The 15,112-nt window shown below is 68.2% G+C and carries 13 protein-coding genes and 1 pseudogene; 9 read left to right on the forward strand and 5 right to left on the reverse strand.

Annotated features, from left to right (window positions below):
- Positions 1-71: 71 nt before the first annotated feature.
- On the forward strand, positions 72-1,145 hold the full coding sequence (locus ACZ7M2_RS48550; protein WP_471600733.1) for an alkene reductase: 1,074 nt from the start codon (positions 72-74) through the stop codon (positions 1,143-1,145).
- Positions 1,146-1,267: 122 nt separating this feature from the next.
- Positions 1,268-1,531 carry a zinc-binding dehydrogenase gene (locus ACZ7M2_RS48555; protein ID WP_471600734.1) on the forward strand — a complete coding sequence of 88 codons (264 nt, stop codon included), beginning with the start codon at positions 1,268-1,270 and terminating at the stop codon, positions 1,529-1,531.
- 405 nt (positions 1,532-1,936) lie between these two features.
- Here the strand turns inward: ACZ7M2_RS48555 and ACZ7M2_RS48560 are convergent, their stop codons facing one another.
- On the reverse strand, positions 1,937-3,166 hold the full coding sequence (locus ACZ7M2_RS48560; RefSeq protein WP_471600735.1) for an FAD-dependent oxidoreductase: 1,230 nt from the start codon (positions 3,164-3,166) through the stop codon (positions 1,937-1,939).
- Positions 3,167-3,559: 393 nt separating this feature from the next.
- On the opposite strand from ACZ7M2_RS48560, the gene ACZ7M2_RS48565 reads away from it, so the two are divergent.
- Both ACZ7M2_RS48565 and ACZ7M2_RS48570 read left to right on the forward strand, forming a co-directional pair.
- Positions 3,560-4,030: a hypothetical protein gene (locus ACZ7M2_RS48565; RefSeq protein ID WP_471600736.1), complete on the forward strand. Its 471-nt coding sequence runs from the start codon at positions 3,560-3,562 to the stop codon at positions 4,028-4,030.
- A 738-nt stretch (positions 4,031-4,768) separates the two neighbouring features.
- On the forward strand, positions 4,769-5,242 hold the full coding sequence (locus tag ACZ7M2_RS48570; RefSeq protein WP_471600737.1) for a hypothetical protein: 474 nt from the start codon (positions 4,769-4,771) through the stop codon (positions 5,240-5,242).
- Here ACZ7M2_RS48570 and ACZ7M2_RS48575 read toward each other — a convergent pair.
- Positions 5,236-5,658 (reverse strand): Mu transposase domain-containing protein, encoded by a 423-nt coding sequence (locus ACZ7M2_RS48575; RefSeq protein WP_471600738.1) that lies wholly within the window; start codon positions 5,656-5,658, stop codon positions 5,236-5,238. The genes ACZ7M2_RS48570 and ACZ7M2_RS48575 overlap by 7 nt on opposite strands.
- 404 nt (positions 5,659-6,062) lie before the next feature.
- Between ACZ7M2_RS48575 and ACZ7M2_RS48580 the strand changes: the two genes are divergently transcribed.
- On the forward strand, positions 6,063-6,908 hold the full coding sequence (locus ACZ7M2_RS48580) for an LLM class flavin-dependent oxidoreductase (protein ID WP_471600739.1): 846 nt from the start codon (positions 6,063-6,065) through the stop codon (positions 6,906-6,908).
- A 4-nt stretch (positions 6,909-6,912) separates the two neighbouring features.
- Here ACZ7M2_RS48580 and ACZ7M2_RS48585 read toward each other — a convergent pair.
- Positions 6,913-8,061, reverse strand: a pseudogene (locus ACZ7M2_RS48585) (IS630 family transposase).
- Between the two features lie 1,200 nt (positions 8,062-9,261).
- Between ACZ7M2_RS48585 and ACZ7M2_RS48590 the strand changes: the two are divergent.
- Complete coding sequence (locus ACZ7M2_RS48590; protein WP_471600740.1) at positions 9,262-9,516, forward strand: hypothetical protein; 255 nt, start codon at positions 9,262-9,264, stop codon at positions 9,514-9,516.
- On the opposite strand, the gene ACZ7M2_RS48595 is transcribed toward ACZ7M2_RS48590, so the two are convergent.
- Positions 9,459-9,956 (reverse strand): DUF6083 domain-containing protein, encoded by a 498-nt coding sequence (locus ACZ7M2_RS48595; protein WP_471600741.1) that lies wholly within the window; start codon positions 9,954-9,956, stop codon positions 9,459-9,461. The two genes, ACZ7M2_RS48590 and ACZ7M2_RS48595, sit on opposite strands and share 58 nt — an antisense overlap.
- A gap of 429 nt (positions 9,957-10,385) precedes the next feature.
- Here ACZ7M2_RS48595 and ACZ7M2_RS48600 point away from each other — a divergent pair, with 429 nt between their 5' ends.
- On the forward strand, positions 10,386-11,837 hold the full coding sequence (locus tag ACZ7M2_RS48600; protein ID WP_471600742.1) for an amidase: 1,452 nt from the start codon (positions 10,386-10,388) through the stop codon (positions 11,835-11,837).
- 411 nt (positions 11,838-12,248) lie between these two features.
- Here the strand turns inward: ACZ7M2_RS48600 and ACZ7M2_RS48605 are convergent, their stop codons facing one another.
- The gene (locus tag ACZ7M2_RS48605) at positions 12,249-12,902 is read right to left on the reverse strand and encodes a helix-turn-helix transcriptional regulator (protein WP_471600743.1); all 654 of its coding nucleotides are present in this window, start codon (positions 12,900-12,902) and stop codon (positions 12,249-12,251) included.
- 84 nt (positions 12,903-12,986) lie between these two features.
- On the opposite strand from ACZ7M2_RS48605, the gene ACZ7M2_RS48610 reads away from it, so the two are divergent.
- On the forward strand, positions 12,987-13,835 hold the full coding sequence (locus tag ACZ7M2_RS48610; protein WP_471600744.1) for an aldo/keto reductase: 849 nt from the start codon (positions 12,987-12,989) through the stop codon (positions 13,833-13,835).
- Positions 13,836-14,097: 262 nt separating this feature from the next.
- Entirely contained in the window at positions 14,098-14,724 is a 627-nt protein-coding gene (locus ACZ7M2_RS48615; protein ID WP_471600745.1) for an NAD(P)-dependent oxidoreductase, read from the forward strand.
- Positions 14,725-15,112 lie beyond the last annotated feature (388 nt).

Here is a 15,112-nt window from a genome sequence, read left to right on the forward strand (position 1 = left end):
GTCAGTGTGAGGTTTTAGCGTAGCCGCCGTGCCCGAGGTGCGGGCACGGCGGAACCCGAAGGAGTCCTGACATGACGACCCTCTTCACCAGCTACCGGCTCGGCGGCCTCACGCTGCCCAACCGGACGGTCATGGCCCCGATGACCCGGGTCCGGGCCGCCGCCGGTGGCCTGGCCACGTCGTCGATGGCGACCTACTACGCCCAGCGGGCCACAGCCGGGCTGATCGTGAGCGAGGGCGTGCAGCCGAGCGCGATCGGGCAGTCCAATCCGGGTACACCGGGACTGCACACCGACGAGCAGGTCGAGGCATGGCGCCCCGTGACCGCCGCCGTCCACGCCAACGGCGGCCGGATCTTCGCCCAGCTCATGCACGGCGGCCGGGTCTCCCATTCCAGCACCACCGGCCTGCACCCGGTCGGACCCTCGGCCGTCCCCGCCGTCGGCGACGTGTTCACCCCCACCGGACCCCAGCCCGCCCCGACGCCGCGCGCGCTGGACACCGCCGAAGTGCCCGAGCACGCACGGTCCTACGCCGAAGCCGCACGCCGCGCCGTCGACGCGGGCTTCGACGGCGTGGAACTCCACGGCGCCAACGGCTACCTCATCTCACAGTTCCTCTCGTCCAACGCCAACCTGCGCACGGACCGCTACGGAGGCCCGGTCGCCAACCGGATCAGGTTCGCCGTCGAGGCCGTCACCGCCACCGTCGAAGCCGTCGGCGGCGACAGGACCGGCATCCGCTTCTCACCGGGCGGGACGTTCTGGGGAGTTCAGGAGACCGACGTCCTCAAGCTCTACACCGCACTGCTGGCCGAACTGGCCCCCCTCGAGCTGGCCTATGTACACCTCGAGGCCACCGCCGACGAAGAGGTGCTCGTCGCCCTGCGACGAGCGTGGCCGGGCACCCTCGTCATGAACCCCGTCCTTCCGATGGGCCCCAAGCAGACCAGCCGGGACGACGCCGACCACTGGCTCGGCCTGGGCGCCGATCTCATCAGCTTCGGCCGCGCCTTCCTCGCCAACCCCGACCTCGTCGAGCGGCTGCGGAGCGGACTTCCGATCGCCCCCGTCGACGAGACCACGTACTACCAGGGCGGTGACGCGGGCTACCTCACCTACTCGGCCCACCAGTACACAGCCTGATTCCCAGCTGCCGCGAACGAACGAAACCAGCGCGGGCGGTGGTGCTCAGCCTCACTCACGAGCACTCCCGCCAGCCGCCGGTGCCATCCTCGTCGGGATCGGGACCGCAGGCATCAACCCCGATGAGACCGCCCTCCGCACCGGCGCCCTGCACCACCGGCTCCCCCCCCGGCTTCCCCTCCGGTCAGGGCAGCGACCTCGCCGGCACCGTGGCCGAACTCGGCGACGGATCCCCTCGCGACGTCCTTACCGAAATGGCCACACGCGCCGCAACCGGCCGCATCGAGATCCCTCTCGCCGCCACCTACCCCCTCGACCACGCCCGCGACGCCTACGCCCAACTCGAACAGCGCCACACCCACGGCAAGATCCCCCTCATCCCCTGATCCCGGCTCCAGGACCCGGAGCTGGACGCGATCGGCAAGCAGCCATGCCCAGGTGCACCCGGATGAACAGCCGGTGCAGACACGCACAGTCCATTGGGGAGGCCTACCCCTGATCGGCGCACACGCGAAAGACCTGGTGCCTACCGCTTCGAGACGCGTAATACCTCTCAAGAAACAGACACCACCGCAGGCTGGCTCTTCTGCTCCCGAAGGCTGCGTAGGCGGCGAACCCGACTTCGAGGGCGTGGGTGAGGCATGGGTTCGTCTGCCGTGTTCTCCATGTGCCGTATGCGACGCGCCCAACACTGCTGGCGATGAACGGCGTTTCCGATTCAGCCCCGACGAGTGTGAGAGCGCTGTCGTCTCCCCCGCATCCTCCACCGGTGGTCGCAAGCGCGCCGCAGCTCACCGTACCGACTCGGCGGGCGGACGTTCGCGCATCGCGCCGTAGCCGATGAAGTACGCCGGCACGCGCTTGAGCCACGGTGCGGTGGTGAGCAGTTCACTCATCCGCTCCGCCCACCTGGCTTTGCCTGGCGGGCGTCCCGTGAGCACGGGCGTGATGACCCGCGCGTGGGCGAACCGCTGCAGTGCCTGTGTCGCCGCTGTGGTCGGCCACCGGCGCCGCTGGACGCCGCGTACGTCCCGCAGGCCGACCGCACCCCTGCGCAGCGGTTGGACGAGGTACCGCGCGGCGGCAACTGCATCTTCGACGGCGAGATTGATACCGATGCCGAAGACCGGAGACATCGCGTGCGCCGCGTCGCCGATGCACAGCAGCCCAGGGCGGTACCAGCGCCGGAGGCGGTCGAGCCGTACATCGAGCATTTTCACCTCCTCCCACGACCGCAGCGCATGCGCCCGGTCCTCGAGCCAGGGCACGGCGGCCGAGAAATCGGCCATGAATTGCTCGAGACCGGCGGCGCGGCGCTCGGCGCTGGTCCCCTTGGGAATCAGCCCGGCACACTGCCAGTACTCCCCGCGGTCGATCATCGCGGTGAGGAACCGGTCGCCGACACCTCCCACAAGCCCGTGCGGGTCGCCTTCCCGCCGTGGCAGCCTGAACCACCAGGCGTCCATGGGGCAGGTGAACTGCCGCAGCCGCAGTTCGGGCCGCGACCGGGCCAGCGAGCCCCGGCCGTCGCAGGCCACCGTGAGGGTGGCCCGCAGTTCGCCGGTACGGCCGTCGGACGTGCGATAACGCACACCGGTGACCCGTCCGTGCTCCACCAGGAAGGACGTCGCCTCGGTGCTCATCCGCAGGGAGAAGGAAGGCTCTTTTCGAGCCTCGTCGGCAAGGAGGTCGAGCAGGTCCCATTGGGGCACCATCGCCACGTAGTTGTACGGGCCCGGTAGCGCGCTGATGTCCGAGACGGTGATCAGCGAACCATCCGCACCGAGCGGCAACTGGACCGTGGTCACCCGACGTTGCGGCAGACGGGCGAAGCGCTCGGCCAGACCGAGGTCGTCCAGCAGCGCCAGAGTCGACGGATGCACGGTGTCGCCGCGGAAGTCGCGCAGAAAGTCGCCGTGCTTCTCCAGGACCGTGACGGCCACGCCGGCCCGGGCCAGCAGCAGGCCGAGAACCATTCCGGCGGGGCCACCGCCCACCACGCAACACATGGTCCGCTCCATCGCAGCCCCACCCTTCGACGACATCGGTTGCCTGTACTAATGGGACGTACGCCATTAAAGCCGAAGAAATTCCCCGCATGAATTCGCGGCGGGCCCCGAAGGCCCGATGAGCCAGCAGCCGACCCTTCCGTCCTGCACAGACCGTTCAGGTTGATCGCGATGACACATCCGGCCGCCCCTCCCTTCACTCCACAGGCCTCGGGGTGGAAAGACGTGTAGGCACATCCCCCGCGAATCTGAACCTGCGAGATGAAGACCGCTCACGGCCGCATCCGTGCCCACTAGGTGTTATTAGAGCGATACTGACCGTAATATTTTCTGGGCTCGGGTGGTGACCGTTGAGGGTGGGCATGCGGCATCCGGAATGCAGAACCACGTACAAGGGAGCACCCCGTGCAGCAGAACGCTGCCGCGTGGTTGTCTGAAATTGCGTTTGCTCTCGGGGTGTTCGGCCCGGACGCCGTCCGGGTGTGCGACCAACTGCTCGCGGCCGGGGTACGGGCTGGGATCCCCGGGCTGACCGGTACACGGCCCGTCCCGCTCCGCCCAGCCGACCCGGGACGTCCCGTGAACGGCGAGGGGGCCCGGAGGAGACTGGCGGAGCGGTCGGCGTCCCGCGCGTGGAGCCCATCGGCCAGTGAGGGCCGGCCGCACAGATGGCCTACCGGGGTTTCCACCAGCAGCGCCGCATCGACGGGCTACGCCTGGACGATCCTCAAGCGCCGCGTCATCGACATGCACCGCGAACGCCGACGCCGGCCCGAGCTGATGGAAGTCGCCGCGTTCGAGGCCGCGCTCGCCGACCCTAGCGACGACCTCTCAGGGTTTCGACGTCGTATTCGCCGCACGACGTCGGGAAGCTGAACTGGTCGGCGTCGACGCCCTCGATGAGGTCGCCCATCGTGGACAGGACACCCGTAAGAAGTCGACTTTGTCCATGGTCGGAGTCCAGGAACGGTCGGAGTCCAGGTGCGGCCGTAAGACGCGGTCTTGAAGAAGCCCGGCGCCGAGACTTCGCCACCCTGGTTGAGTGACTCGGCCTCCGGCCATAACTGTCGCAAGCACATTGCCCAGCACGCCTGTTGGCCGGGTCGTGCACATCCAGAGGCTTGCGCCAAGGTGCCAGAGCCCTGGATATCTCCGGAGTGGGTACGGTCCCGGCCCGTCCGGCACTTCGCCGCCGCCTCACCCCCGCGAGCGCGACGTCACATCGTCACCCCGCGCCCAACACCCAACGTTCCCGGCAACCCGGACCCTCAGCACCCGGCCGGTGGATGACGCCGCACCCGCGCGAAACAGTTCGCTTCCGCCGCGGATCCGGGTCATCCGGTGCAGCCGGAACCCGTACGCCACTGACTCGATCCGTTCCCCCGTCAGATACAGCCGGCACCGCTTCACTCCGTGGTCGCATCACGCCGAGGGCCTGACTGCCGTGCGTGTTCGCGCCGAACACAGCGACCACGAGCGGGATGCCCTGAGCCTCGGACAGGCGCTCAGTCGGTGAGATCACTGGTTTCGGACGGTCCACCTGGCGCGCCGTGGTCGACGAGGCGCAGGAGCTTTGGGCCGGCATGTCGGAAGCGGCCAGTAGCCTCAGGCACCATGGGCATTCAGATCGATGTAGTGGTGGGTTACCCCATCAACGATGAGATGGAGAGAGTGCTCGGGTTGGCCGAGGCGGTCGGCGAGCCCGTCGCTGTCACGTTCATGTGGGAGGGGCGTGAAGAGGCGGAACGCGCGGTGCTAGTGCCCGCGGCCACGCTGGCGCTCTGGGAGCATTGGGCCCCCACCGCCTACCCGACGAGTGGCGCTGGGGATGAGAACCAAGCCGTGGTGCAGGAGCCGGAACTGGCCTACCCAACGGAATTCGGCGCGTTCACGCTTTTTCGTCGTCGCGTAGGAGGGCGCACGGCGGTTGCTCGCGAAGGCGTGGTGGTCGCCGAGCTACTGGATCCCGACGAGGCGCACTGGCTCCAGGAGAAGGCCCGCAATGTCCGCCAAGGCTTCATGGATCCGAAGCAGAAGGCGGCGTTCGAGGAATTCCTTGCCCGGCAGGCATCCCTCGATGATCAATGACGCGCCGACTTACGCTTCGCGGCAAGTCCGGCAACGACATGCTCGTGCTCCATGTGCCGTCCCAACAGCAGAACCTCGATCAACGCTCTGGTCCCGGCCGCCTCGCCATGGGCGGCTCGGGCCGCGGTCCACCACGCGTCATGAGCCGACGTGAACTTCCCTGCGGCTTTGGCCTGTTCGAGGGCGTCGCGCCGGGAAAGACACCCGGCTTGCGCATCAGGGCTTCCAGATAGCGGTCCAGAACCCAGCCGGGACTCACCCCTGCCGCTGAGACGTTCGTGGTGGGTGACCACCGTGCGGCCGTCATGGACGACCAAGTCGTCGGCGTGCAGCAGCTCCCGCAACTGGCGTCCGATCAAGCGGACAGGAACGGAGCAGGATGTGCAGCGGACGGTGACCTGCCCGAAGCGGTTCACTCACGGGGTGAGCCACCGGCCGGTCTCTAACACCTCCCTCGGCAGCGGCCTCAGCAGTGGCTGTTCCTGGGCGAAGTGCTCACCGACCGTGCGGGTCTTCGACCGCAACCGGCGCCCCTCGTCGTCCAGGTCTCACTGGTCGACCGTCGCATTCAGCTCGGTCGGCGACGCGCCCTCGGGAACCTTCTCTGCACTTGAGCAAATCCCGACGTCCTGCCGGTAACTGCTGAGGGCAGGGGCTCGCCAAATTGGCTTGTACCACGAACACGGCTCGCCCTAAGGTCAGATCACTTCGACGTCACGCTCCCCCGAAACACGCCGCAGAGCGGGAGCGTCCCACCTTGCTGAGGTGCCGGAGGGGCGGCAGCAGTCTTTGTCGACCCTTCCTTTCGGAGGTCTCCTTCATGAACGTCGGTATCGGTCTGCCCATCGGCGACCCGACCACCCTGCTCACCTGGGCCCAGCGCGCCGACGCCGGGCCCTTCAGCACGCTCGGCCTGCTCGACCGACTCGTCTACGACAACCCCGAACCCCTGGTCGCGCTCGCCATCCTCGCGGGCGCTACCTCCCGCATCCGCGTCCAGACCGAGGTGCTGCTCGCCCCGCTGCGCGATACCGCCCTCCTCGCCAAGCAGGCTGCCACCTTGGACCGGATGACCGGTAGCCGCCTGGTCCTCGGCCTGGGTATCGGCGGCCGGGACGACGACCACCAGGTCACGGGGATCGACCAGCGCACCCGAGGCCGACGCCTCGACGAGCAGATGGCGGTGATGCGCCGCCTCTGGTCCGGCGAGCCCTACGGCGACGGCGTCGGCCCGATCGGCCCCGCGCCCGCCCGGCCCGGCGGCCCGGAGGTGCTCTTCGGTGGCTTCAAGCCCGTGGCGCTCGAACGCGTTGCTCGCTGGGGGGACGGCTTCCTCGCCGCCGCGGCGCCCTCGTGGGCGGGCGGCCTGTTCGACACTGTCCGCACCTTCTGGAAGGCGTACGGCCGCGGCGGCGAACCGCGCATGGTCGCGCAGGTCAACGTCGCCCTCGGCCCTCAAGACGTCATCGATGCCGCCCAGGCCAACATGCACGCGTACTACACCTTCACCGGCATGGCCGACCGGATGGTCGCCGGATTGCTCACCACGCCCACCGAGATCCGCGATGCGATCGCCCGCTTCGCCGACCTCGGCGCCGACGAGGTCATGCTCTACTGCTACGGCCTCGACCCGAACCAGGTAGACCGCCTCGCCGACGTCCTGTGACGGCCTACTGACTTCGGCGTTCCAGGGATCGGTTCGGTCTGTCGAGAGCGAGGCCGGTCCCGGCGAGCAATCCGCTGAGGATGCCGTACTGGTACTGCAGCGCCTTGAGTCGCCTGCGGAGGAGGGTCTCCCCTTCACCGAGGGCGCGGGCGCGGGCTGCCAGGTTGGCCAGGCTTCGCTTGATACGCGTCCACATGCCCTCGACCGGGTTGAGTTCCGGCGCATACCGGGCAGCAGGATCACCGTGAGCCATTGCCGCTCGGCCACGGGCGCCTTCATCGCCTTGGCGGTGTGGGTGCTCAGCCGGTCCCACACCACGATCAGCCGGGCTTCGAGCAATTGGTGATTGCCGTCGAGCAGGTGGATGTCATCGCTCCCGCCGAGCGAGCGGCGTTCGCCCTTGCGGCCGGTATACCGGCGCAGCCGGTAGCACAGGCGGGCAGGTCGGGCTGGGCCGGTAGCACAGCAGCCCGGCCACCGGCAGGCGGCTGCGGCTACGGCTACGGCTACGGCCAGACAGCCGCACCGTTGGGGTGACGCCGCGTCGGCCCCAAGTGCGGCTCTAGGGCGGCCGGCCGGTCACGCCCGCTTCATCCTCGAAGCAGAGGAACGCGCCGGTCACCGCCCGGAGAGTATGACCTCCTGCCAGGTCGCCTCCCACCACGCGGTGATCGCGTCTTCGTCGCGCTCGGCGGCGGGTCTGTCCGGCATCTGCGCGCTGCAGCCCATGCGGTGCAGCAGCCGGGTGACCCCGGAGACGCTCTAGGAGAGGCGGGACTTCCGCCCGATCAGCGTGCGCACCCTTGCGGCGGTCCACACCTGGTCGTCCTTCCAGCCGTGCGCGGCCGGCCCTTCGTCCAGCCAGGCGGCGAGCTTGGCCTGGCAGGTCGGGGCGGAGTCGGCAGTCGTAACCCGTGGACCCCTTCGAGCACAGCGCTTCCGGCCCGCCCGGCTCCCAGGCACGGAGCCGCTGGTAGATGGACTTCGCGCTCACCCGTAACTCCCGGGCGACGCACGGTACTTTGACGTCCTCCTCGAAGAGGCCTGCGGCACGTCGGCCTCGCCTCCGCTCGAACCGGCTCCAGCAAAACCTCCTGCGGCCGCAGTCCCAAAGGATGCCGAACAAGAGCAACGGGAGGACCGCGATCGGCACATGGACAGCGTGCTTCAGGCGGCAGCCATGGTTTCAGCCCGGGTGATCTTGGCATCGGGACACGTGGTCGTTTCTGATCGAGCAGACTTCGCAGCACCCTCATTTCCGTCTTCCCGAACGCATCGACGACCCAGACGACGGAATGATCGAGGTCAGCGATGACTACCTTGCGGTCACCACCATCGTTCTGGACGACCGGCCACAGGCCACCGGTGAGGCGGCCTGACCGACCGTCCGGCGGCAGGCCCCGCTGTCCAGGACCGAGACCGGCCCGTACGGAGGTACGGCGGGCGTACGAAGACAACCCCGGCGGGGATGGATCCCGGCCAGGTCTGCGACGTGTGTGTGGTCATGAAGGGCGGTCGCCTCCGCGGCGAAAGGCTCCATGAGCGTTCAGCCGAACGATCGTCCTCATGGGCCATAGGTGAGGCCTGGGGACACTGTCCCCTCCACAACCACGCTCTCTGTAACGAACGCACCCGCCGACACCGTGCCCCACGGGGAAGACGATGACGTCATGCGGATGATCGTCACCGAGCAGGCGTTCGCGGTACTCCTCATCGGCGACACGCTGAAGACGATCACCGTGTTGCAGATCAACTACCTCGGCTGAGCGGTACTGGTGCCCGTCGTCAGCGACTCTCAGCAGTATCGACGTTCGGCCCGAGCGAACCCGTCACTGAATCCATCGGCGTAACCGCGGGTGTAGTCACTCATCTTGTACCCGTGCTCTCCACGAAGTCTGTTGTTCCTGTGGCAGTCGTCCCTGGCGTCCGAGTACCCATCCCGGAAGCCGTCCCTGTAACCCTGCCGGTAGTCACTTTGATGGGAAACGTTCGTGGTCACGCTGACGGGAGCGGCGCTTGGTGTGGCCGCTGAAGCCTGCTGAAAACCAACAGGGGCGAGGGCGATGGTGGCAGCGAAGAGGGCGGCGCTCAGGACGGCCGCCCGCTTGCCATTGCTAGCACGCATGACTGTGTCCCCTTCCGGGATCTATGTCATATGTGGTCACTTTCCACTCTAATCGCCCTTCTGGGTGACGCAACTCGCCGACATCTCACGACGACACGGCGCCGGACAGGGCGTGAACGACCCTCCCTCCGCACAGAGTTCGGGCTCATGTCCGGTTCGCGACCTTGCCCCGTCATGCCCCACCCCCACCCCCACCCTGATCAGGTTGACCGACGACAAGGCGGGCTTGTGGCGATCTTCGGCAAAGGGAACGGCGACGACGACGTGCTTCACCAGATCCTGAGTGAACTCGCAGCTCTACGGCAGCAGATGGCAGGCCGGCAGCACGCCATCGACCCAGCACGCCAGGACACCAACGCGGCCATCACGACCGTGTTCGCCGAAATCCGGACCGCCGTCCGCGACGGTCTCGAGCGGAGCCGGCCCTACGCGCTCGCCGCCGGCTCGCCCCCGTCCGGCCAGCCGAACCGCGGCGGATTGTAGAGACGCTGCGCCTGCCTCTCGTTCTCCCCGCGCATGACCGTCAACCACGTCCACGGATTCACCTCCGGCAGCCCCGGACACACCAGACGGTGCGGAATCCGGCACACCGCGCCCGGCGTAGGCTCCGCCAGCCACGGATTCCACGCCACCCCATCCGCATTGATCAGCCAACGGAACCGCGGCGGCACCATGTGCGCGGGCACCACATTCACTGGATCCAACCGCTCCAGCAGCACCCACGCCTTCGACAGCGTCGGAAACCGGTCCGCCCCCAACCCGCACTCCCGGCACACCGGCGGCAGCGGAGGAGCAGGCGCGGTCGCCCCCTCCTCCCGAGCCTCAATCCGATCCGTCACCTGCTCGACCCGGTCCCAGTAGTCGTCATCCGACTCGTCCGGCCGCCGCTCGGGCAGCACAATCCCGTCCTCGAAAACCCCCATACGGTCAGAGTCCGCAGCCAAGCGGCATATGCGTAGAGCGCGAATCGGACGGGGCAGCCGGGACTGAACAGGCCCGCAGCGGCACGCGGGGCACGCCACGCCGCTCGCAGGGCCACACGGCCCGCACGTGACGGCCGGGACAGGCGCGCTGGACAGAGCGACGCCCACCAGCGGGGTTCACAGAGAGGCCCTCCGGTCCGGCTACGACTCAACCCGGTCACCCGACGGTGGCTGTCATCCAAAGAGTTGACCAGGCTGAACACTGAGTCTCGACAGCGCCTCACAGGCGAAGCCGCCGCACGCCGCCATGGCCTGCGGTCGGGCGAATCGTCTGTGGCCGAAGAGAAGCATCACGAGTATGGGGACGCCCATCCCGTTGTGCGAAGCGGCATTTCATGACCTCTTCCACTGGCCGCTACGGTCGGATTCATGGAGTGGAAATTTCCGACTGCCGAAAACCTCGCGGCTGCCTTGCGTACCGGTGAAGTGACCTCGGCGGAACTGACCAACGAGGCAATCACCCGTATCGAGCGGGACGACAAGGCGATCAACGCGATCTGTGTGCCGGACTTCGACCGTGCACGGGCCGCCGCGCGCGATGCCGACCACGCGCGCGCCCGCGGTGAGGACCGGCCGCTGCTCGGCATTCCAGTGACGGTCAAAGAGTCCTACAACATCGCCGGGCTGCCCACGACCTGGGGCATGCCGCAACACCGGGACTATGTGCCGGCCGAGGACGCGGTGCAGGTGTCGCGGCTCAAGGCCGCAGGCGCGGTGGTGCTCGGGAAGACCAATGTGCCCCTGGGGCTGCAAGATGTGCAGAGCTTCAACGAGATCTACGGCACCACCAATAACCCGTGGGATCACGGTCGCACGCCGGGGGGATCCTCCGGCGGGTCAGCGGCGGCCCTGGCGTCCGGATTCGGCGCGCTGTCCATCGGCTCCGACATCGCCGGTTCGTTGCGCACCCCCGCACATTTCTGCGGTGTCTACGCACACAAGCCGACACTCGGGCTGGCGGCCAACCGCGGTATGGTCCCGCCGTCCGCACCGGCCTTGCCGGTCGACCTCGACCTCGCCGTCGTCGGTCCGATGGCACGCACCGCCCGCGACCTCACGCTCCTGCTCGACGTCATGGCCGGACCGGATCCGTTGACGCTCGGCGTGGCGCACCACTTGAGGCTGCCGCCCGCGCGCCACGAACGGCTCCGCGACTTCCGGGTCTTGATCCTCGACGAACATCCGCTCATCCCCACCGGGTCGGCGGTGCGGGCCGGCGTGAACCGAGTCGCCGACGCGCTAGTCGAGGGCGGCGCCCACGTCGAACGGCACAGTCCGCTGCTACCCGATCTGACCGAGGCCGGGACGCTCTACAGCCAGTTGCTGGTTTCGGGCTCCGTCGCACGTTTTCCCGTCGAACCGTACGATCGGCTACGGACCCGCGCCGCCGCACTGAGCGCGGACGACCAGAGTCTCGACGCGGCACGGCTGCGCGGCATGGTGTTCAGCCACCGCGACTGGCTCCAGGCGAACAACCACCGCGAACTGCACCGCCACGGCTGGCGGCAACTGTTCGCCGAGTTCGACGCCGTGGTGTGCCCGATCACGCCCACTCCCGCGTTCCCGCACGACCACAACCCCAATCCGCTGGAACGCCGGCTCGACATCGACGGCGTCGAGTGCCCGTACTTCGACCAGCTCGTCTGGGCCGGTCTGGCCACCATGCCCGGCCTACCCGCCACCGCCATACCAGCGGGCCGGTCCCCCGAGGGTCTGCCGGTGGGAGTGCAGCTCATCGGTCCGATGTTCGAGGACCGCACCCCGCTGCGGCTGGCCGAACTGCTCGAGCAGAAGATCGGCGGCTTCCAGGCACCGAGGTAGGGCGCACTGCCTGGGTGTTCGTCGAGGACGAGGTGCGGATCACGGATCACGACGAGATCCTCCGAATGCGCGCAGTCGCTGCCCGGCACGCACATGTCAGCCGCTTCCTGCAACACGACAGGAGGTCGTCGCCTCAGGTCAGCGGCGTGCACTTTCATCGCTGGCCCGGCGAACCACGGTGAAGTGCGGTGGAGTTGAGACGGCCCACCGGTGAAGCAGCCTGAGACAGCGCGGACGGCGCAGGTCACAGAGCCGCCACAGGAAGGCTACCGATCTGAGTCTGGCCGGTCACCCTGTTCACTGACTGGAGTGAATCGAACGTGAGGCAGACCTTCGATGGAGAGTGTCTTGGTAGCGCAACGACTGGACGCGCACCCGGGACAGCGCCGCGCCTTCATTTACGGAGGTTGATCACCCGCGGGTCAGGCCCAGCTCGCCCGCGCGTATCCCGGCCTGGAATCGCGAATCCGCGTCGAGAGCGACGAGGAGTTCGGCGACCCGGCGACGGTAGGTGCGCAGCGACATGCCAAGTTCTCGTGCGGCTGCCTCGTCCGTGGCACCAGAGCCGAGCGCCCGCAGGACCGTGCGTGCCTGAGCATCCAGCTGGGGGCGATCGGAGCTGAGGAAGACCTCGAGATCAGCGGCGGTCTCCCAAGCGGCTTCGAACAGCGCATAGGCCCCGCTGACCAGCGCGGGCGCGGCACTCATGGCGTACTGGCGGTGCCCGCCGACGGCTGGACCTGCGCTCGCGGGCTCGGTGAGGATCATGGTCCGCCGGTCGATGAACACCATTCCCTGCGGCAACGGGGCGGCGGCGATACGAACCTGGAATCCCTGGGCGGTCATCTCACGCAAGGTCCACCGGTCGCGCTGGTCGGCGAGCACGGCGGGGCTGAAAAGCTTGCGGACCAGACTCGCTCCGCCGTGCCGTGCCCGCAGGTGGGCACTCTCACGAGCGCCGGGCCAGGTGTCGAGGTCACGGGAAACGTTGACGAACTCCATTTCACCTGCGGTGACGATCGGTGCTAGCCGGGCTTGGAGTTCAAGATCGCCGCGGAGCGTCATGATCTCTGCCATAGGTCCATTATGCCGTTGGCAGCAAACTGCCAATGGCTGGCCCGTACGAAACGGGCCGCGCACGCTGGCCCCATGAGCGACTCCTTCCGCCTCGGCGGCGACCTGCCCGTCAACCGCCTCGGCTTCGGCGCCATGCGCCTCCCGTCCCAGCAGGGCATGAACGGACCCGCCCGCGACCCCGAGACCGGCCGTGCCGTACTGCGCCGCGCCGTCGAACTCGGCGTCAACCACATCGACACCGCCGACTTCTACTTCAGCGACGACGGTAAGGTCCGCGCCAACACCCTGATCCGCCAGGCCCTCCACCCGTACCCGTCCGACCTCGTCATCGCCACCAAGGTGGGCCCCCACGTCAGCCCTGACGGCATCTCCGCGGCCCCTCCGGCCGACATGCGTGGCCTGGTCGAGGCCAACCTCGAAAGCCTGGCCGTGAGCCGCCTCGACCTGGTCTACCTGCGCATCGGCCTCATGGAACCCCCGCACGGCGAGTTGCTCGCCGCACGCTTCGAGGCGCTCGCCGCACTGCGCGAGGAGGGACTGATCCGCCACCTCGGCCTCAGCAACGTCGACGCCGACCACCTCGCGGAGGCCCGCACCATCGCACCCGTCATGGCCGTGCAGAACCAGTACCACGCCGACCGGCGCGACGACGCGGACCTCCTGGCCGCCTGCGAGGAGCTGGGCATCGCCTTCGTGCCCTTCTTCCCGGTCGGTGGCGGTCGAGACCTCAGCGACGGGCGGCTGGCCAAGGTCGCAGCCCGGCACGGCGCCACCGTTCCCCAGATCGGCCTGGCCTGGTTGCTCGCCTCCTCCCCGGTCACCTTGGCCATCCCCGGCACGGGGTCCCTCGCGCACCTGGAGGACAACGTCGCCGCCGGCTCGATCACCCTCACAGAGGAAGACCTCGCGGACCTCGCCTGAACGCCAGCCGTGGTGCACGGGTACGGACGAGTCGGTGATCGACTACTTGATGATCGGCTCGCCGCCGACGGGCAACGGAATACGTTCCCGACGACGACCCGGTGGTCATCACCGGCTGCGAGGCCGCCCGGAACGATCAGCTCACCGCAGCCGAGAAAGGAGCCCACCGCCGGGTCGGGGGCGAATGAACACGGCTTCGCGAACCTCAAGACCCGGCAGATCCTGGCTTCCCCCTCGCCTCCACACGAAAGATTCCCCTGACGTGAAGCTGCTCATCCTGGGCGCCACCGGTCCCACCGGACGCCATCTCGTCGACCTGGCCGTGCGATCCGGTGACTCGGTCACGGCCTTCGTGCGCAACCCGGAGGCCATGGGCAACCTTGCCGAGCGAGTCACGCCGGTCATCGGGGACGCCACTTCGCAGCGTGACATCTCCGCCGTCGCGGTCGGGCACGACGCGATCGTCTCCGCCCTCGGCAGAGGCAACTCCGTGCGCGCCGACGGCCTCTTCACGCGCTCCTCGGCGGCCGTGATCGGTGCGGCCGAGGAAGCGGGCGTCTCCCGGCTGGTGTGGCTGTCGTCGTTCGGCGTCGGTAGCACCTACGGCTGGGCGAGCGCACCGCAGAAGGTGATCTACCGCACGATTACGCGAGCGATCTATGCAGACAAGGAGATCGCGGACGAGCGCATTCGCAACAGCGGTCTGGATTGGACCATCGTCTACCCCACCCGGCTGACCCATGGCCCGGCCCAGGGGACCTACAGCGCGAGGGACCGGTTGCCGATGAAGGGCAACCCGACGATCAGCCGTGCGGACGTGGCCGACTTCATGCACCAGTCGGTCCACAGTGACGAGTGGATCCACCGCAGCCCCGTGATCACCGACTGACGCTCGCCGTCGGACGACATCCCTGACTCCATCCCCGGCCGATCGGTGGCGACCTCGCCCCGCTTCGCCACGAAGGGTTCGCCGGCAGCTCACACCGCAACTGGCCGGCCGCGAGAGAAGATGGCCAGGCGCCTGAGACAGAATCACGGTCGTCGCTGTGAGACATCCCGAACAACAGCAGGCCACGGCATCGGTAAATGACACGGGATTTGGGATCCTGCGCGGTGACGTCGTCCATGTGGCCCGAACGGCTTCGTGAAACCAGGAACAGATCGCCACCCCCTGATCGCCTTAAAGGTCATCTCAATTGGTGAGTCGGCGGTAGCAGATGAGGGTGCTGGCGATGCTGGCGAAGGCGAGGAAGTGGACGGCTTTGCGTTCGTAGCGG

Source organism: Streptomyces sp. NPDC111507 (assembly GCF_055638955.1).